The organism is Marinobacter nanhaiticus D15-8W (assembly GCF_036511935.1).
GTDB lineage: Bacteria > Pseudomonadota > Gammaproteobacteria > Pseudomonadales > Oleiphilaceae > Marinobacter_A > Marinobacter_A nanhaiticus.
In genome coordinates this window covers 5,301,353-5,320,893 of sequence record NZ_AP028878.1, presented here as the reverse complement: position 1 = coordinate 5,320,893, position 19,541 = coordinate 5,301,353, and the positions used below count along the sequence as shown (strand labels likewise).

The following is a 19,541-nucleotide window of genomic DNA, read 5'->3' as shown; positions in this document are numbered from 1 at the left end:
TCTATTCGGTCAGTGTATTCACCCGAGCCGGGCTGCCGATGTAAAGGGCTGTCGATCGCTGCTGCCGGGCGCCTGTGGCGCGGATGATGCTGTGGATGGATACCACGGCCGGCGAGTTCGGATTGGTAAACCGGGTCACAATGCCGGCGGGCACGGCGTCCCGTATGCGTTCCACTTCGGAGGATTCCCAGCTACTACCCAGGCAGGACTGCAGGAGTTCGCGGGTACGCTCGTGGCGCTGCTCGGCGACCTCCTGGTCCGGTGCCGCTACGGTACAGGCATAGGCGGTGTCCTGCTGGTTCCAGGCCCAGATTTCACACTGGCCCTCGATGAGCTGTTCCTTCGCCTGGTACACCGTCAGCAGGTTGGTATTGCGCGCCTTGCCGCGAAAGGCGGCGAAACCGTTGGGATAGTCGTCGATGACGGCCTGTAGGGTCTGGCACGGATCGTCGGTGCCGTGGGAAACCGTTTGCTGGCCAGCGCAGCCGGACAGGATCAGCCCGGCCAGGGTGGAAACGATGAGGGGCATCCGTTGCGTCATGGCTCACTCGCTGTGTTTGATGTCTTCTTCCAGGACAGCGGCCACGGCAACGGCAAAATGATGGGCGCCGTCCTCCACCGAACGTGGATTGACAGTATCAGAGTATAGCCGCCATACGGCCTCTTCGCTTTCTGCATCGAACAGCGTGGTCTCGAGCACGTAGGTTTTCCGGGTTTCGTAGTAGCCCGGCTGCACGGTGGTGCGCATGTAGGTATGGGCATGGGCCCCAACACCGGTCACGATGGGTTCCTGGATGACCTGCATGGATACGTAGTCGTCCTGATCCTCCTTGCGCACGAAACTGACCACCAGTACACCGTCAGCACCGATCTCCTCGGCTTGTTCGGCCACGGTTTCCCGTAGCGCATCCTTATCGTCCCAGGGCAGATCGCCGTCCTGGAAACGGAACACGCGGAAGTTCCGTTGTAGCAGCTCCTCGGCTAGAGCCTTTTCTATGGCATTGCGATAGACCATGTTACCGGTAGCTGCCAGTACCACGAGACTGTTATAGGTCTTGTCGGTCTCTTCGAGTACCTCCTTCTTCCTGATGGTCGTATTGGTCGTAGAGGTACAGGCACCGATCAGGCTGATGAGAAGTGCTGCGACTAAAAATCGAACGGACAGGCTGGTTGTTGTCATGACGATGTATCCCTACAGGTCGTGGCTGGCTCTTGTTGACGGCTCGGCACTACCGGTAAGGCTCAGTCATCGGTGGCCCAGATGCTTTCGCGTTATCCAATCGGATTGTTTTCGATCAGGCTGCTTCCAATCTGGCAGCAAACAGCTTGATTATGGCATCGAACCGTTGATCGGGCGTTGGTCGCAGGTCACAGTCTGGGTGGACGGCAGAAGGTGACCAACGCGGGCCACCTTCAGCTCCGGGCGGGCTTCAGCCGACCTTGGACAGATCACGATCACGCAACGGTTGCAGGGCTTCGGTATGGTTACGGTTGCCCAGGAAATCCGGTCGCGGCTTGTTGCCACAGAATGGCTGCTCGAGTGCGTTCTCCACGCTGTTGTAGACGAAGAACAGGTTGCTGCGGGGCCAGGGCGTCATATTCGCGTTGGAGCCGTGCAGGGTATTGCACTCGAAGATGATGAGCGAACCGGCTGGGCCGGTGGGGGCCTTGATGCCGTTCTGGCTGATCAGCGCATCGAGGTCCCTGTTACTGGGTACACCCAGTTCCTGCTTCTTGAGCGAGGATTGGTAATTGTCTTCCGGCGTGCGGCCGACGCAGGGCACGAAGGTCTTGTGGGAGCCGGGCACCAGCATCAGTGGGCCGTTGAACGGGGTGTTGTCGGTCAGGGCAATGGAGAAACTGACTGCCCGCATGCGCGGCATACCGTCCTCCGCGTGCCAGGTCTCGAAATCCGAGTGCCAGTCGAAGCCCTTGCCGTGGAAGCCCGGCTTGTAGTTGATGCGCGACTGGTGGATGTAGGCGTCACTGCCCAATAGCTGCTGCACCATATCCAGCAAGCGCGGATCACGGGTCAGGCGATCGAACCGTGCGGACAGTTCGTGGATGCCGAAGATGGAGCGTATTTCCTGCTTGCCGGGCTCGGTGATGGTGCCTTCGGACTGCAGGATACCGTCGTCCTCCTCGTAGGCGCGCAGGTCCTCACGGAAGCGGCGTACTGTAGTCTCATCGAGGAAGCTGTTGAACACCAGGAAGCCGTCGCGTTCGTACCGGGCCAGTTCGGTTTCACTGAGCGGGCCGTCCTTGCGGGCCGCACCTGTGCTGTGGACAACCGGATCGCGTCGGTCATAGCTGGATGTGGGACGTTCCAGCCGGGTGGGATAAAAGTCGTCAGATCGAGTATCCATTCGAACCTCCTACTTTTGAACTCGTTTTCTCTACTCGCGGTTGGTCTAATGATTTTCCAGGGTTCACCTCGTTGGCGAAAAATAGCGATAAGAGATTCGGGGTTAAGGATTGGTTTTTCAACCCCTGTCTTGCCCGACGCGAACCTCGCCACAAAAAGGTTTCATCGCGGATTGACGTAACGGGAGCTCGAAGTCCTCCTCACGATTTGTAAGACCATGGGCACCTACGGCGCCTCAGAAGCTGAAGCATCTGCTACATGCTTGAGTTACCCAGGAAATGTAGCCGACGCTCCAGCTTCGGAGCGGCCCGCCGGGCTGCCCATCCCGGGAATGCTTTCCGTTACACGGATTCCCGCTAAAGTGCGATGAAAAAGTCCCGGTCGTAACCGGGACTTGGAAGGGCATGGAGTTTTGGTTTAGCCGGTAAAGGCCATGTCCTGTGCATCCAGCTGCATCAGGTTGCGGGTGGGCGAAAGCATGCTGGTGGCATGGGCCTGGGCCCGTGGCAGCAGCCGGTCGAAGTAGAATTCGGCGGTGGCAATCTTGGCGCGGTAGAAGGCCTCGGATTCCGCGCCGCCGTTTTCCAGCTTGTCGTAGGCGACGACCGCCATGCGCGCCCACATGTAGGCCATGGTCACGTAGCCGCTGAACATCATGAAATCGTTGGCCGCAGCGCTGATGATGTCCCTGTCCTTACGGGCGGTCAGCATCAGGCGCACGGTGAGGACGTTCCACTGGGCAGCCAGTTTCAGCAATTCCCAGGCGAAGGGGCGGGCTTTCCTGTGGGTCACCTGGCGGCGCGCCCAGTTGGAAATCCGCAGGGTGAATTCGCGCACCGCACCGCCCTGGGTCGAAAGCATGACCTTGCGGCCCAGCAGGTCCAGCGCCTGGATGCCGGTGGTACCCTCGTACAGGGTGGCGATCTTGGTGTCGCGCACGATTTGCTCCATGCCATGCTCGCGGATATAGCCGTGGCCACCGAAGACCTGTACGCCAAGGTTGGCCGCCTCGTAGCCCATCTCGGTCAGGAAACCTTTGAGGATTGGGGTGAGGAAACCGAGTTTGTCGTCGTAGGCTTCAGCCTTCTTTTCATCGCCCTCAAGGTGACCTTCCACCATGTGGTCTGCCAGTCGCGCCGCGTCATAGAGCATGGCACGTCCGCCTTCGGCGAAGGCTTTCTGGGTCAGCAACATGCGGCGCACATCGGCATGGTGGATCAGGCTATCTGCCACCTGCTCCGGATCCTTCTTGCCGGACAGGGCGCGCATGGAGCGACGTTCCTTGGCGTATTCCAGTGCCCACTGATACGACAATTCCGCCGGTCCGACGCCCTGGATGGCGGTACCGATGCGGGCGGTGTTCATGAAGGTGAACATACAGTTCAGGCCTTCGTTCTCAGGACCGATCAAATGTCCGGTGGCATCGTCGAAGTTCATCACGCACGTCGCCGAGGCTTTGATGCCCATCTTCTTTTCCAGGCTGCCGCAGGTGACGCCGTTGCGCTGGCCGACACCGCCTTCGCCGTTCGGCAGGAACTTGGGCACGATGAACAGCGAGATGCCTTTGGTGCCTTTTGGTGCATCCGGTAGGCGAGCCAACACGATATGCACGATGTTCTCGGTGAGGTCGTGATCGCCGGAAGAGATGAATATCTTGGTGCCGGTGATCTTGTAGCTGCCGTCCGCCTGGGGTTCGGCCCGGGTCTTCACCTGGCCCAGGTCGGTGCCGCACTGGGGTTCGGTGAGGCACATGGTGCCGGCCCAGCGGCCTTCGGTGAGCGGGACCAGGTAGGTCTGGCGCTGTTCGTCACTGCCATGGAGCTGGATGGTGTTCATTGCGCCCAGCGACAGGCCAGGGTACATGCTGAATGGCCAATTGGCGGTACCCATCATCTCCTGTTTGAGCAGGCCCATGGAAGCGGGTAGCCCTTGGCCGCCGACCTCTTCCGGGGCGGACAGTCCCTGCCAGCCCCCCATCATGTATTGCTCGTAGGCTTCCTTATAGCCCTTGGGCGTGGACACATCGCCGTTTTCCAGCTTGCAGCCTTCCTCGTCCCCGCTTTGGTACAGCGGGCTGAGTACTTCCTCGCTGAAGCGGCCGCATTCGGTGAGGATAGCGTCGACGATATCCGGCGTGGCGTTCTCGCCGGATTTCAGCGAGGCGTAGTGCTTTGGATAGTCGAAGACCTCGTTGATGAGGAATTTCATGTCGCGCAGGGGCGCCTTGTAAGTGGGCATCGTGTCACCTATCCGTCCGGTACAACTCATTCGGTCAGGCCGGCATGTGCTCGGCCAGTGTTGCTGCACGTTTTACGACAATCGGTGAACCCTGCCATTGACGGAAAGCGCCAGGGCCCCTGTCGGATTAGCCAATTGGCTGAAATGACGGAGGCCGGGTACGGCTGGTCCGTGGTTCTGTCTGGCGCGTAAGACTGTTGCAACGCTACCCATTCATCATGGTGAAAATTATGCGAGCCTATTTGTGGAAAAGTTACTTGCGGAAACACGTTCGGGCTGGTGCGCCCGGCCTGTTAGGCGTAATTTTTGTATGTGGTTTGTTGGGCGGTTGCGTTGGGCCGGAGCTCAACGATTATGCGGGTCGTGAACCGACACTCGATCCACGCGACTTTTTCCAGGGTGAACTAACCGCCCGGGGTATCGTCAAAGACTACGCCGGCGAAGTGATCCGCACCTTCGATGCCGACATCTCGGCGAGCTGGAACGCGCAGGGCGTCGGCACCCTCGATGAAGTCTTCCGTTTTGATGACGGCGAGGTCCAGACCCGGGTCTGGACCCTGCAGCCTGTGGATAACGGTTATCGGGCGACCGCTGGCGATGTGGTCGAACCGGGTCTGATGCAGTCGCGGGGGAATACGATTCACATGAACTACGTCCTGCGGGTGCCCTACGGTGATGACACCCTCGATGTGCGTATGGATGACTGGATGTACGCAGTAACGCCCGACACGGTGATCAACGAAACCGGGATGAGCAAGTGGGGCGTAGCGGTGGGTGAGATCGTACTGGTTATCCAACGGTCATCGCCGGACGAATAATAAAACAATTGACGGAGCTGGGCGCTCCGGCTCGGGTCAATGGAGACAACAATGGGCAGGCAAATCCTGATTGCCTTTATCGTGCTTGTACTGGCGGCAGGCGGAGCTGGCTTCCTGTGGATGCAACAGGAGGCGGGAGCGACGGCGGAACAGCGGCAGCGTCCACCGGCGAACGTCAATGTGATCTATCCGCGCTTGGCGGAAGTGCAGGACGTGGTGGAAGCCGTCGGTACGTTGCAGGCCCGGGAAGATGTGATGATTACTGCCGAAGTCAGCGGCCGTATTGTGCGGCTCAACTTCGATGAGGGCCAGCCGGTGGAGAAAGGCCGGTTGTTGGTCCAGCTCGACGACCGTCAGGCCCGCGCCGATCTTCAGGTCGCCGAGGCCCAATTGCAGGATGCCCGCACCAAGTATGACCGTGCCTCGCGCCTGCAGTCCAACAACAGTATTTCCCAGTCCCAGGTGGACGAACTGCGCACCGCCCTGAGCGTCGCGGAGGCTCAGAAGGTTGCCGCCGAAACCCGACTGGACAACCATCGCGTCGAAGCGCCGTTCGCGGGTGTGGTCGGGCTGCGGGATGTGAGCGTCGGCACCTACCTCAACATCGGCGACAGCGTCACCACCCTCGACGCCATCGACCCAATGGAGCTGACGTTCTCCGTACCCGAACGTTACCTGGGCCAGATCGACCGCGGCCAGGTACTGCGTTCCAGCACGGCCGCGTATCCGGGGCAGAACTTCAGCGGCACGCTTTCGGAACTGGGCACACGGCTCAATTCGCTGAGCCGATCACTGCCGGTGAAGGCGGTCATCGACAATCCCGACCGCAAGCTTCGGCCGGGGCTTTTCATGGCGGTCTCGCTCACTTTGCAAAGCCGCCGTGCCCTGGTGATCCCGGAGCAGGCGGTCCTGACCCGCGGCGACAACCAGTACGTGTTCATTGCGGTGGACGGCGAGGCACGTCGGCAACCGCTGGAACTGGGTACCCGCGAGCCGGGCAAGGTGGAGGTGGTCAACGGCCTCAAGCCGGAGGATGCGGTGATCATCACCGGTCAGGACCGACTCAGCACCGGCGATGGCATCAGCGTACTTGAAAGCGATAGCGCCCTGATCGGCGGCGGTTGGCCGACCCGTCGCGAGGGTTGAGCATGGTGCTTTCCGATGTTTCCATTAAACGGCCCGTTTTCGCCACGGTCATCAGTCTGCTGATCCTCGTTTTTGGCTTGGCAGCCCTGCGCGGCCTGCCGGTCCGGGAGTACCCGGATATTGATCCGCCGGAAGTTTCGATCTCCACAGACTACACGGGCGCTGCCGCCGAAGTGGTGGATACGCAGATCACCCAGGTGATCGAGGGCGCCATCAGCGGTGTTGAAGGTATACGCTCTATCGAGTCCAGCACCGAGCAGGGCGAGTCCCGCACCTCCATCGAATTCAACACCTCCCGCGATATCGACGTGGCCGCCAACGATGTGCGTGATGCGGTCTCGCGTATCCTCAACGAGCTGCCGGAGGAAGCGGATCCGCCGGTGGTGCGCAAGGCCGATTCCGATGCCCGGCCGATGATGTGGGTCACCCTGCAGAGCGACGTCTGGGACAGCGCCCAACTCTCCGATTTCGCCGAGCGAGTTCTGGTGGATCGCCTGTCGGTACTCGATGGCGTGGCCGACGTGCAGATTGGCGGCGAACGGCGCTATGCCATCCGCGTCTGGCTCGATCGGGAGAAACTGGCCTCGCGCAACATCACCGTGGCGGAGGTGGAAGAGGCCCTGCGCGCCAACAACGTGGAGCTGCCGGCCGGGTCGATTGAATCCCGCACCCGGGATTTCACCGTCCGTGCTGAGGGGCGGTTATCGACTGTGGATGAGTTCCGTAACCTGGTGATCCGCCGGGATGGCAACGACCTGTTGCGTTTGGGTGAAGTGGCCAATGTGGTGATGGGCGTGGAGTCCGATACCAGCCGTTTGCGGGCCAACGGCCGCACCGCCATCGGGATGGGGGTGATCCGTCAGTCCAAGGCCAACACGGTGGCAGTCTCGGATCGGGTCCGGGCCGAGATGGCAAAGATCCGCGAAACCCTGCCGCCGGAAGTCACCATCCAGCAGAGCTATGACGAATCCATCTTTATCCGCGCGTCGATAAAGGAGGTGATGGTGACCCTGGGCATCGCCATTGCCCTCGTTATCCTGGTCATCTTCATTTTCCTACGCTCGTGGCGCGCCACCCTGATTCCGGCGGTGACAATTCCCGTGGCGGTCATCGGGGCCTTTATCGGCCTGGGCACCATGGGCTTCTCCATCAACGTACTGACACTGCTGGCGATTATTCTCGCTATCGGCCTGGTGGTTGACGATGCCATCGTCATGCTTGAGAACATCCAGCGCCGCATCGACGAAGGCGAGCCGCCCTTGTTGGCGTCCTTCTTCGGCGCCCGCCAGGTGGCCTTTGCGGTTATTGCGACCACGCTGACCCTGGTAGCGGTCTTCGTGCCTATTTCCTTTATGGGCGGCAACATCGGCCGACTGTTCGGTGAATTCGGCTTCACCCTGGCCAGCGCCGTGATTGTGTCAAGCCTGGTTGCGCTGACGCTGACACCGATGCTGTGTTCCAAGTGGCTCAAGCACAGTCCGGAAACGGTCGAGGGACACCGCCTGTGGGCCGCATCCGAGAAGGCGTTCGGCACCCTGAACAACGGCTATGAACGACTCCTGCGCTTCTCCTTGCGCCAGCCCGGCCTGCTGCTGGGTCTGGGATTGGCGGGCATCCTGCTGGCGGCGGTGATCTTCCCCTCGTTGCCCCAGGAACTGGCGCCCACGGAGGATCGCGGCATCATCATTATGCCGACGAAGGCGCCGCGGGGGTCGACGGTGGAATACACGGACCACCATGTGCAGAAGATCGAGGAACGGCTGATGCCCTACATCGAGGAAGGGGCCGCCGATCGTCTGCTGGCTATCGTCGGTTTCCGCGGCGAGGCGGACAATGCTTTCCTGATCATGGGCCTCACGCCCTGGGAAGACCGGGAGATCAAGCAGCAGGCGATCAGCGCCGAGCTGTTCCCGAAACTGGCGGAAGTGCCGGGGGTACGTTCGGTGGCGGTCAATCCGCCCGGTCTCGGTCAACGTGGATTCAACCAGCCGATCGAGTTCGTGATCGGTGGCCCGGACTACGACACCGTGCAGCGCTGGAGCGAGGAGATCCTCGAGCGGGCCAAGGAAAATCCCAACCTGCTCAACCTGGAAACCGACTTCGAACTGACCCGGCCGGAGCTGCGCGTCACCCTGGACCGTCAGCGGGCGGCGGATCTGGACGTGACCGTGGAGGATGTCGGGCTGACCCTGCAGACCATGCTGGCCTCGCGTCAGGTTACGACCTATCTGGACCGGGGCCGGGAATACGATGTGATCCTTCAGGCCGGTGATGCCGACCGCGCCACGCCCTCGGACCTGAGCAATATCTTCCTGCGCCCGCGTGAAGGTGGGGATTTGATTCCGTTGGGCGCCTTGGTGAACCTCCAGGAAATCGGTGCCAACCCGGATCTGCGCCGGATCGACCGGCTGCCGGCGGTGGTGATCAGCGGCTCGCTGGCGCCGGGCTACGATCTCGGCTCGGCCCTGGAATACATGAACCAACGGGCTGTGGATAACCTGCCACCGGAAGCCCGGGTGAGCTACAAGGGGCTGAGCCGGGAATTCGAGGAATCGTCGAATGCGATCTATGTGACCTTTATCCTGGCGTTCATCATCGTGTTCCTGGTGCTGGCGGCCCAGTTCGAGAGCTGGATCCATCCTCTGATCATCATGCTGTCAGTACCGCTGGCAATTACCGGGGCGCTGATGGCGTTGGCGTTATCGGGGATCAGTCTCAATATCTATAGCCAGATCGGGATCATCATGCTGCTGGGACTGATGGCAAAGAACGGCATCCTGATCGTGGAGTTCGCCAACCAGTTACGGGATGAGGGCTACAGCGTTCACGATGCCATCGTCAAAGGGGCCATCCTGCGTTTTCGTCCTGTACTTATGACGACAATTTCAACGATTTTCGGCGCCGTTCCGCTGGTCATCGCGACCGGTGCCGGCGCGGAGAGTCGGGCGGCGATTGGTGTCGTAGTCCTCGGGGGGCTGATTTTCGCGACTACACTGACGCTGTTCATCATTCCGGTGTTGTATAACCTGATTGCCCGGTTTGCCAAGTCCACCAATGCGGTTGAGAAGGCCCTGGACGAGCAGATCCACCAGAATGGTAGTTCCGGGGCGCTCGCTTCGGGGGCCCAGGCGCCTCGGAAAGATCAGGCCTAGGTATCGGGGAGTCAGAAGGGACCGTGTGGTTCGATTTCGCGGTTACGGATGGCCGTCCCTTCGACCAGCCCCCTGGTTAGCACTATCCGGGAGCTTCGTACTTCCGCGTCAAAGCGTATCCGGAATCACCAGTTGGCCATCGAATAACGCGTCCGGATGCAGGTCGACGCAGAACACCTTGGTGGCGCCTTGCACGTTCAGGCACACGGAAAGGGTAACCGTGCGCACCGCATCAGGCAGGGCCACGTAGGGGCGGCAGGCGTTGATCTTGTGCGGGCGGTCCATGGCCCGGCGGAAGTAATCCCGGTGCGCCCAGCAAGCGCCGCTGGACTGGTAAAGCGGGTTGAACTGGATGTCGCGATGGGCGCTGGTCTCGCTGGCCAGGCCGCCCAGCTGGATACCCTGCGCATCCAGCACGAAGCAGCGTTTGATGCCGGCAATCTGCAGTAACCCAGCGCAGGCATCTGCCAGGGAGGCTTCGGCAGCGACTCGATGACAGGCTTCCAGTACTTCGTAGCGGAGCAGGCGCAGGAAGCCTTCCTGATGGAGACCGTCCTGCAGGGAATGGCGCCGGTAGTTATCCAGGTGCTGGGCGAAATCCACCTCCGGCGCCGCGCGCGGTTTGCCCAAGGGTTCGGGGCGACCGAACAGGAACCCCTGCATCAGGTCGGCTTCGGTGGCCAGGGCGATACGCGCCTGCTCCGGCGTTTCGATACCCTCGATCAACACCAGGCTACCGCTCTCGCGAATCATGCTGACCAGGCCGTTGAGGAGCTGCCGGGCGCGGCTGTGAGCCTCCGCGTTCACCAGCAGGCTGCGGTCGATCTTGATGATCAGCGGCTCCAGCTGCCACACCCGCTCGAAATTGGAATCCCCCGTGCCGAAATCGTCGATAGCGATCTGGAAACCGCGATGACGGGCTTTGCGGACGAACTCAAGGAGTTCTGTCTTGTTTTCCGTAGTCGTTTCCACGACTTCCAGGACCACTTGGGCTGGGTGCAGGCCATGTTCGTTGCAAGCGGTTTGCAGGTGGTTGAGTGCCTGGTCCGGCTGGACACAGGTGGTCGGGCTTATGTTCAGGAACAGCCAGGTATTGGGGGCGTGCTGGGTAAAAGCCTGGATATGCGTGGCCTGCAGTTGCCGGTCCAACTGCTCGGTCAGTTGTAGTTGCTGGGCCTGTTCGAAGACCTCCAGGGGTGAAACCGGGTCGCCATCGAGCGACGCGCGCATCAAGGCCTCGTAACCCACAAGACGCTGGTGGGTGGGGCTGAAGATGGGCTGGAAGGCGGAGGCAAGACTGTAATCGCAGGTCGGATGTCTGCGGGAGCGGTCGAGCGCGGTTTTCAGCGAGGAGACGTACGACATAAACGGACTCGTCTGTGATCAAGGCACTATCGTCGTCAGGGCAACGGCCCTGGTGGTAGCGCGCCTGCAGCACTCCGGCCAGTTTGAGCTTTGGCATTCCCGCCAAAACTGTTCCAGAAAATTGTCCCAGCCCATTACTAATGCGAAGGACGTGCCATGCGACCATTTTTATGGCGCAACCCAATGTCAGTTGGCGTCAATAAACCATAGATCATATTTTATTCGAGTGGAATCACGGGAAGATGCTCTCGATTGGTGCGAGCGCGTCAAATGCGGGCGAACGGTTAGTGGCGCCTTTATGTCGCCGCTTGCGCGGGACGCGGGGTTGACGCAGACTTCTGCGCATCCTGTCCACGGATTTGCTTGCAGATATAGGATGGATATCTATGGCGGAGCACAGTCAGTTCCGGTTGTTGAGTGAACGACGGTTTCTGCCGTTCTTCCTGACCCAGTTTCTTGGCGCCTTCAACGATAATTTCTTCAAGAACGCCCTGCTGCTGATCGTGACCTACAGTATCGCCGGGGGAATGATGGGCTTATCCACCGATGTGGTGGTCAACCTGGCTGCAGGACTCTTCATCCTGCCCTTCGTGGTGTTTTCCGGTATCGCAGGGCAAATTGCGGACAAGTACGATAAGGCGCTGGTCATACGCCGGGTCAAGTTCGCCGAGATCCTGATCATGCTGGTCGCCGCTGTCGGGTTGTGGTTCGGCTGGTATCCGCTGCTACTGGTTTTGCTTTTCCTGATGGGTGCGCAGTCCACCTTCTTCGGGCCGGTAAAGTACGCCATCATGCCCCAGGTCCTGACCGACGACGAACTGGTAGGCGGCAACGCGCTGGTGGAGATGGGCACCTTCGTCGCCATCCTGCTGGGTACGCTGGCGGCCGGGGTGATTATGGGTTTCGGGAGCGCCACCAGAATTGCGGCCATCGGTGTGGTCCTGTTGGCGATTCTCGGTTATCTGTCGGCCCGGAAGGTTCCGTCTGTCGCGCCGGCTGACCCCCTATTGAAACTGCGGTTGCAACCCCTGCGCGAAACCTGGGGCCTGATCGCCATCGCGCGGGAAAAGCATTCGGTATTTCTCAGCATCCTCGCCATTTCCTGGTTCTGGTTCCTCGGCGCGGCTTACCTGACCCAGTTTCCCAATTTCGCCAAGGTGGATCTGCTGGGCGACGAATCCGTGGTCACGGTATTGCTGGCGGTATTTATCGTGGGCATCGCGGCTGGGTCGATGCTTTGCGAGCGACTGTCCGGCCACCGGGTGGAACTGGGCATCGTGCCCATCGGCTCACTTGGGCTGAGCCTGTTCGGCCTGGACCTGTATTTCAGCGTGCCGGAGGCGCCGGTGGAGACCAGTTGGTGGTCGATGCTGACCACCGCTTCGGGACTTCGCGTCCTGGCCGATCTGTTGGGCGTGGGCCTGTTCGGTGGCCTGTTTATCGTGCCGCTGTATGCGTTCGTCCAGCAGGAAGCTCACCCGGAGAAGCGGGCCCGGGTCATCGCGGCGCTCAACGTCATCAATGCGTTGTTCATGGTCCTGAGCGCGTTGGTCGGCGTGGTACTGCTGGGCTTTGTGGGGCTGACCATTCCCGGGTTCCTGTTGGTGCTGTCCATCGCCAACCTGGTGGTCGCGGCCTTCGTCTACCAGCAGGTGCCGGAATTCGCCCTGCGTTTCGTCATCTGGTGCCTGTCCCACACCATCTATCGGGTGCGTCACGAGGGGCTTGACCAGATTCCGGACGAGGGGCCGGCGTTGCTGGTCTGCAACCACGTGTCCTATATGGATGCGCTGGTGATCGCGGGCGCCGTCAAACGGCCGGTGCGGTTCGTGATGGACGACCGCATTTTCAACCTGCCCTTGCTGGGGGGATTCTTTCGTCTTGCCCGAACCATTCCCATTGCGCCCCAAAGCAAGAAACCCGAGGTCTACCAGGCCGCCATGGACAAGGTTGCCGGAGAACTGGCGGACGGAAATATCGTCTGCATTTTTCCTGAGGGCAAGCTGACGACCGACGGCGAAATCGACCAGTTCCGCCGCGGTATCGAAACCCTCGTCGAGCGCTCGCCGGTGCCGGTGGTACCCATGGCGTTGCAAGGTCTGTGGGGCAGCGTGTTCAGCCACAAGGGTGGCGCCGCCGGATCGCATCCGCCCAAGCGCTTCTGGTCGAAGATTGGCCTGGTCGCGGGCGCACCCTGGGCGCCGGAGCAGGTATCCGCCGAGGGATTGGAAGCGGAAGTGCGCCGGTTACGGGGCGATGCGGTCTGACCAGTCCGTGAAACTCCGGATGTTGTGGATAACTTTAGGGATAACCTTTGGGTTATTCGCCGTTAGCTAAATGTGAAATAAAATAAAACAGTAACTTAGGTCATTTTTTACGGTATTCGAAAGCTGACGTGGATGTGGATAACTTTCTTGAAAAGTTTTCTCAGAAGCGCCCGCCAAGCGCATGACGCACAAGTACTTTTTGTCAAATATGGAACATAAGGTCAGGTTTGTTATTTGGGCTGGTTAAAAAATGCGCACGCCCCCTGCAATTTTTTTGGTGTAAACGGTATACTTCGCACCCATTTTATCCCGTCACCTGAGGTGTTTTTGTGGAATTCCCGGATCGTTTCGATGTCATCGTAATCGGCGGCGGCCATGCCGGTACCGAAGCTGCCCTGGCAGCGGCGCGCATGGGGTCCCGCACGCTGTTGCTGACCCACAACATTGAGACCCTGGGTCAGATGTCCTGCAACCCGGCGATCGGTGGCATCGGTAAGAGTCACCTGGTGAAAGAAATCGACGCCCTGGGCGGTGCCATGGCCATGGCCACCGACCAGGCGGGTATCCAGTTCCGGGTTCTGAATTCACGCAAAGGTCCGGCGGTGCGGGCGACCCGTGCCCAGGCCGACCGCGTCCTCTACAAGGCAGCGATTCGCCACATCCTTGAAAACCAGCCCAACCTGACCATCTTCCAGCAGGCGGCAGACGACCTCGTCGTCGAGGGTGACCAAGTGCGTGGCGTCGTCACCCAGACCGGTATCCGCTTCAACGCCGAAACCGTGGTGCTGACCACCGGTACGTTCCTCGGTGGCGTTATCCACATGGGGCTGAAAAATCATGCAGGCGGTCGGGCGGGCGATCCCCCCGCGATCGCGCTGGCGCAGCGCCTGCGCGAACTGCCGTTTAACGTCGGCCGACTGAAGACCGGAACCCCTCCGCGCATCGACAGCCGTTCCGTGGATTTCTCTGTGATGCAGGAGCAGTGGGGTGACGACCCGACACCGGTGATGTCCTTCCTGGGTTCCCGTGAGCAGCATCCGGAGCAGGTGTGCTGTTATGTCACCCGCACCACCGAGGAAACCCACGACATCATTCGCAGTGGCTTTGACCGTTCGCCGATGTTCGCTGGCGACATTGAGGGCGTTGGCCCGCGCTACTGCCCGTCGATCGAGGACAAGGTGAATCGTTTCGCGGACAAGGATTCCCACCAGATCTTTGTCGAGCCGGAAGGCCTGACCACTAAGGAGCTATACCCGAACGGTATTTCCACAAGCTTGCCCTTCGATATCCAGCTCAAGGCAGTGCGTTCGATCCCGGGCTTCGAGAACGCGCATATTACGCGGCCCGGCTACGCAATCGAGTACGATTACCTGAACCCGCAGGACCTGCGTCACACGCTGGAAACCAAGTTTATCGCCGGCCTCTACTTTGCCGGCCAGATCAACGGCACCACGGGTTATGAAGAAGCCGGCGCCCAGGGTCTGCTGGCCGGTATCAACGCCGCGTTGCGGGCCCAGGAAAAAGAGGCCTGGTACCCGCGCCGGGATGAGGCCTACCTGGGTGTGCTGGTGGACGACCTGATCACCATGGGCACCTCAGAGCCCTATCGCATGTTTACCAGCCGCGCGGAGTATCGTTTGATCCTGCGCGAGGATAACGCCGACCTGCGCCTCACCGAGACCGGTCACAAGCTGGGTCTGGTAGACGAAAACCGCTGGGCGGCATTCAACGCGAAGCGGGAGGCCATTGGTGTCGAACGTCAGCGTCTGGACAAGACCCACGTGCATCCGAACACGCCAGAGGCTGAGCGGGCCAACCAGTACCTCCAGAAGCCGCTGCAGAAAGAACACACTCTGGCGGATCTCTTACGTCGCCCGGAAATTATTTACGCCCACATCGCCGATATCAGTGGCGAGCAGGCGGACGAAATCGTCGCCGGTCAGGTGGAGATCGAGGTGAAGTACGAGGGGTATATCTCCCGTCAGGAAGCCGAGATCGACCGCCTGCGCCGCAATGAGAACCTGCCACTGCCGGTCGATCTCGACTACGACGCCGTCGGCGGTCTGTCCAACGAGATCAAGCAGAAGCTCAAGGATGTGCGGCCGGAAACCGTAGCCCAGGCGTCGCGGATTCAGGGTGTGACACCGGCGGCGATCTCGCAGTTGCTGGTGCACCTGAAGAAACGTGACATGCTGCGCAAGCAGTCTGCATGAGTACGGCGGTCGATCCGGGTTGGCCGGCTCAGCTGGAAGCCGGCCTGCAGCGCCTCGGGATCGCACTCGATCCGGTCACCCAGGAAGGTCAGCTGGCCTTCCTAGGACTACTGCAGAAATGGAACAAAGCCTATAACCTGACGGCGGTACGCAATCCCTCGCAGATGGTGTCACGCCAGTTGCTCGACAGCCTGGCGGTCATGCCCTATATCAGTGCCGATGCCGTGCTGGACGTCGGTGCCGGCGGGGGGCTACCGGGTATACCGCTTGCCCTGGCGTTTCCGGAACGGAAGTTCACCCTGCTCGACAGCAATAGCAAGAAGACCCGCTTCCTGACCCAGTGTGTGCTTGAATTGGGACTGGATAATGTCGAGGTGATCCACGCCCGGGCCGAGGACTTCCATCCGGAGCAACCCTTCCGGCAGATCACCAGCCGCGCTTTCACTGCCCTGGAGAATCTGGTCAACTGGTGCGGACCGTTGCTCGCTCCTGACGGCCACTTTCTGGCCATGAAGGGCCAGTTCCCCCATGATGAGCTGGCGGCGCTGCCCGGGGCGTGGCAGTTGGCGGACAATATCGAGCTGACGGTTCCCGGTTGTGATGGGGCACGTCACTTGCTTATCATTGATCGCGTTCAGGCGACAGGAGGCTAACCATGGCGCGAGTCATCGCGGTGACCAACCAGAAAGGCGGTGTGGGCAAAACCACCACCTGCGTCAATCTGGCGGCCTCCCTGAGTGCGACCAAGCGGCGGGTTTTGCTGGTGGACATGGATCCCCAGGGCAATGCCACCATGGGCAGCGGCGTGGATAAGAACGCCCTGGCCTTGTCCGGTTACGATGTGCTCACCAAGCGTCAATCCACCGCAGACGTGATCGTGTTTGCCGAAGCCTCTGGCTACGACATCCTGCCGGCCAACGGCGACCTGACCGCGGCGGAAGTGGAGCTGATGAACGAGATCGGCCGCGAGCATCGCCTGCGTCTGCAGCTCAATAGCGTACGCGACCGCTATGACTATATCCTGGTGGATTGTCCGCCTTCGTTGAACTTATTGACGGTCAATGCCCTGTCCGCGGCGGATAGCGTCCTGATTCCGATGCAGTGCGAGTATTACGCACTGGAAGGTCTGGCTGCACTGATGAACACCGTGGAGCAGATCCAGGAAACTGTGAACCCGGAACTGGCACTGGAAGGCATCCTGCGCACCATGTACGACCCGCGCAACAGCCTGACGCTGGATGTGTCCGCCCAACTCAACGAGTATTTCGGCGACAAGGTGTACAAGGCGGTCATCCCGCGTAACGTACGTCTGGCCGAAGCCCCCAGTTACGGCGTGCCGGCCCTCAAATACGACCGGGCCTCCAAAGGGGCTATTGCCTACCTGGCCCTGGCCGGAGAAATGGTCCGACGCAACGGCCAGCAGCGTCAGGCGCAACCGGTCGCCGTTTAACGGGCTGCCGGCCATTCTTCAAGACATTTTGCTTTTTTCGATATGACTGACATACCTTCGATAACTCTGATAACAGAATGACGGATACGATGGCGGCGAAAAAACGTGGATTGGGTGAGCGCGGTCTGGGCGCACTACTGGCCGGCTCGAAGGTCAACCTGGATCGGGATGTCAGCGAGCACGATGGTGAGTTGCGGGAGATCCCGGTCGACCTGATCCAGCGCAGTCGCTACCAGCCGCGCCGGGACATGGACCAGGCAGCGCTGCAGGAGCTGGCGGATTCCATCCGCCAACAGGGCGTCATGCAGCCGGTAGTATTGCGGCCGCTGGGCGAAGGCCGATACGAGCTCATTGCCGGCGAACGCCGCTGGCGCGCCACCCAGTTGGCGGAACTCGATCGTATCCCCGCGATTATCCGCGATGTGCCGGACGAAGCGGCCATCGCCATGGCGCTGATCGAGAATATCCAGCGCGAGAACCTCAATCCAATCGAAGAAGCTTTCGCCTTGCAGCGCCTGCAGGATGAATTCGGCTTGACCCAGGCCCAGGTCGCCGAAGCGGTCGGTAAGTCCCGTACGACCATCACCAACCTGTTGCGCCTTATCGGTCTGGCCGAAGATGTGAGAACCATGCTTGAGCATGGCGACCTGGAAATGGGCCACGGCCGCGCCATGCTCACCCTACCTCCAGAGCAGCAGGCCCAGGTGGCCCGACAGGTGGTTTCAAGATCCCTTTCGGTACGCCAGACCGAAGCCTTGGTGCGCAAGATCCAGCAGGAAAGTCCATCTTCGAAAAAGTCCCGCAGGGGCGAAATCGATCCCAATATCCGGGCGTTGCAGGATGATTTGGCAGACCGGCTGGGGGCGAGGGTACAGATCGATCACGGTCAGCGGGGCAAGGGTAAGCTGGTGATCGAATACAGCTCACTGGATGAGCTGGATGGAATCCTGGGCCATATCAAGTAACGTCCATATCCCTTCCTGTTGGCACCAAGATCCCTGCAAAACACAACATGTTGTGCTTGTTTCGGTTTTCCACAACCACCGGTGCCATGTTGCCGTGCAAACCCCATTGCAGGTGCCCGTTAACAGGGCAGTTTTGTTGATTCGTACACCCTGAAAACATATAATCTCGGGCGCTTGTGCAGGTGGATCGGCAATCAATTCGGGTTCCGAATCCGGGTATTTGTGTGGGGCATCAATGGCGAAAGCTAGGCATCAGGGTATCCATCGCCCCCCCGTACTTCGGTGGCTCGCGTTCCAGACCGGCATCGTCATCCTTATTGGTCTGGCATTTTTGTTCAAAAGTACGGTTGCCAGTTACTCCGCTTTTCTGGGAGGCTTCATCTTCGTGCTTCCCAATGCATATTTCGCCCGCAAGGCATTCCGGCATGCCGGGGCGCGCTCCGCGAAGCAGATCGTCAGTTCTTTTTATCAGGGTGAGGCCGGCAAGCTCATCCTGTGCGCCGTCCTCTTCACGATGGCATTCAAATGGATTCAGCCGCTCGACGTAGCGGCACTTTTTTTAACATTTGCGATCATGCTGGTGACGAACTGGCTCACGCCCCTCCTTGCGAGCGGCGGACCGCAGCGAAGCTAACAGGACCTGAGAGAATACTATGGCAGGCACTGCATCAGAATACATCGTGCACCACCTTACCAACTTGACCTATGGCAAGTTGCCCGCCGGCTACGAGCGTGCCGATGGGACGGTTCTCCAAGAAGCAACCTGGACCCTGGCGCAAAACGGCGACGAAGCCTCCAGCATGGGATTCTGGGCTCTGCACGTGGATTCTCTGGGTTGGGCAGTGTTCCTCGGTATTGTGTTCCTGGCCCTTTTCCGGATGGCGGCCAAGCGTGCCACCACCGATGTGCCCGGCGGCCTGCAGAACTTCGTCGAGATCATGGTTGAGTTTGTCGATAACAGCGTCAAGGAAACCTTCCACGGCCGGAACAAGGTCATCGCGCCTCTCTCGCTGACCATTTTCTGCTGGGTTTTCCTGATGAACCTGATGGACCTGGTGCCGGTGGATTTCCTGCCGCAGCTCTTCCACGCCATGGGTGTCGAGTACATGAAGGTGGTTCCGACCACGGACGTCAACATTACCCTGGGTATGTCCCTGTCAGTGTTCGCCCTGATTATCTTCTACAGCATCAAGGTCAAGGGCGTGAGCGGTTTCGTCGGGGAACTGACACTGCACCCCTTCTCCTCTGACAACATATTCCTGAAGATCCTGCTGATCCCGGTCAACCTGCTGCTGGAGGGCGTAAGCCTGCTGGCCAAACCGGTTTCACTGGCGCTGCGTCTCTTCGGTAACCTCTACGCCGGCGAGCTGATCTTCATCCTGATCGCATTGCTGCCGCTGTGGGCACAGTGGACGCTGTCCGTGCCCTGGGCCATTTTCCACATCCTGATTATCACATTGCAGGCATTCATCTTCATGATGCTGACGATCGTGTACTTGAGCATGGCACACGAAGATAATCACTGATTTTAAAGCCCGAGCATTTGCAAAACCGGATCTGTA

General features: G+C 60.1%; 15 protein-coding genes. 10 read left to right on the top strand and 5 right to left on the bottom strand.

Going from position 1 to position 19,541, the window contains the following annotated elements; all coding sequences use genetic code 11:
* Nucleotide 1 precedes the first annotated feature (1 nt).
* From RE428_RS23955 to RE428_RS23940, 4 genes are all read right to left on the bottom strand, one after another.
* Entirely contained in the window at nucleotides 2–541 is a 540-nt protein-coding gene (locus tag RE428_RS23955; protein ID WP_040882330.1) for a hypothetical protein, read from the bottom strand.
* Between the two features lie 3 nt (nucleotides 542–544).
* A complete protein-coding gene (locus RE428_RS23950) occupies nucleotides 545–1,180 on the bottom strand; it encodes a hypothetical protein (protein WP_004579626.1) in 636 nt (211 codons plus the stop codon).
* A gap of 250 nt (nucleotides 1,181–1,430) precedes the next feature.
* Nucleotides 1,431–2,366 (bottom strand): ectoine hydroxylase, encoded by a 936-nt coding sequence (gene thpD, locus RE428_RS23945; RefSeq protein WP_004579627.1) that lies wholly within the window; start codon nucleotides 2,364–2,366, stop codon nucleotides 1,431–1,433.
* 416 nt (nucleotides 2,367–2,782) lie between these two features.
* The gene (locus tag RE428_RS23940) at nucleotides 2,783–4,603 is read right to left on the bottom strand and encodes an acyl-CoA dehydrogenase C-terminal domain-containing protein (RefSeq protein WP_004579628.1); all 1,821 of its coding nucleotides are present in this window, start codon (nucleotides 4,601–4,603) and stop codon (nucleotides 2,783–2,785) included.
* A gap of 230 nt (nucleotides 4,604–4,833) precedes the next feature.
* On the opposite strand from RE428_RS23940, the gene RE428_RS23935 reads away from it, so the two are divergent.
* Genes RE428_RS23935 through RE428_RS23925 form a run of 3 tightly spaced genes read left to right on the top strand, consistent with a single transcriptional unit; the run spans nucleotide 4,834 to nucleotide 9,719 of the window.
* Nucleotides 4,834–5,421 (top strand): DUF3833 domain-containing protein, encoded by a 588-nt coding sequence (locus tag RE428_RS23935; RefSeq protein WP_004579629.1) that lies wholly within the window; start codon nucleotides 4,834–4,836, stop codon nucleotides 5,419–5,421.
* A 51-nt stretch (nucleotides 5,422–5,472) separates the two neighbouring features.
* On the top strand, nucleotides 5,473–6,567 hold the full coding sequence (locus tag RE428_RS23930; protein WP_004579630.1) for an efflux RND transporter periplasmic adaptor subunit: 1,095 nt from the start codon (nucleotides 5,473–5,475) through the stop codon (nucleotides 6,565–6,567).
* A gap of 2 nt (nucleotides 6,568–6,569) precedes the next feature.
* A complete protein-coding gene (locus RE428_RS23925) occupies nucleotides 6,570–9,719 on the top strand; it encodes an efflux RND transporter permease subunit (RefSeq protein WP_004579631.1) in 3,150 nt (1,049 codons plus the stop codon).
* Between the two features lie 108 nt (nucleotides 9,720–9,827).
* Here the strand turns inward: RE428_RS23925 and RE428_RS23920 are convergent, their stop codons facing one another.
* Entirely contained in the window at nucleotides 9,828–11,084 is a 1,257-nt protein-coding gene (locus RE428_RS23920; RefSeq protein ID WP_004579632.1) for an EAL domain-containing protein, read from the bottom strand.
* Between the two features lie 386 nt (nucleotides 11,085–11,470).
* On the opposite strand from RE428_RS23920, the gene RE428_RS23915 reads away from it, so the two are divergent.
* The 7 genes from RE428_RS23915 to atpB all read left to right on the top strand — a co-directional run bounded on the left by RE428_RS23915 (nucleotide 11,471) and on the right by atpB (nucleotide 19,505).
* On the top strand, nucleotides 11,471–13,351 hold the full coding sequence (locus RE428_RS23915) for an MFS transporter (protein WP_004579633.1): 1,881 nt from the start codon (nucleotides 11,471–11,473) through the stop codon (nucleotides 13,349–13,351).
* Nucleotides 13,352–13,680: 329 nt separating this feature from the next.
* Entirely contained in the window at nucleotides 13,681–15,564 is a 1,884-nt protein-coding gene (mnmG, locus tag RE428_RS23910; protein WP_004579634.1) for a tRNA uridine-5-carboxymethylaminomethyl(34) synthesis enzyme MnmG, read from the top strand.
* On the top strand, nucleotides 15,561–16,217 hold the full coding sequence (rsmG, locus tag RE428_RS23905) for a 16S rRNA (guanine(527)-N(7))-methyltransferase RsmG (RefSeq protein ID WP_004579635.1): 657 nt from the start codon (nucleotides 15,561–15,563) through the stop codon (nucleotides 16,215–16,217). The genes mnmG and rsmG overlap by 4 nt, the downstream gene beginning before the upstream one ends.
* A gap of 2 nt (nucleotides 16,218–16,219) precedes the next feature.
* Nucleotides 16,220–17,014 (top strand): ParA family protein, encoded by a 795-nt coding sequence (locus RE428_RS23900; protein ID WP_004579636.1) that lies wholly within the window; start codon nucleotides 16,220–16,222, stop codon nucleotides 17,012–17,014.
* 89 nt (nucleotides 17,015–17,103) lie between these two features.
* Nucleotides 17,104–17,979, top strand: coding sequence for a ParB/RepB/Spo0J family partition protein (locus RE428_RS23895; protein WP_004579637.1), 876 nt, complete (start codon nucleotides 17,104–17,106; stop codon nucleotides 17,977–17,979).
* A gap of 235 nt (nucleotides 17,980–18,214) precedes the next feature.
* Entirely contained in the window at nucleotides 18,215–18,613 is a 399-nt protein-coding gene (locus RE428_RS23890; protein ID WP_004579638.1) for a F0F1 ATP synthase subunit I, read from the top strand.
* Between the two features lie 19 nt (nucleotides 18,614–18,632).
* Nucleotides 18,633–19,505: a F0F1 ATP synthase subunit A gene (gene atpB / locus RE428_RS23885; protein ID WP_004579639.1), complete on the top strand. Its 873-nt coding sequence runs from the start codon at nucleotides 18,633–18,635 to the stop codon at nucleotides 19,503–19,505.
* The last annotated feature ends 36 nt before the right edge of the window (nucleotides 19,506–19,541 follow it).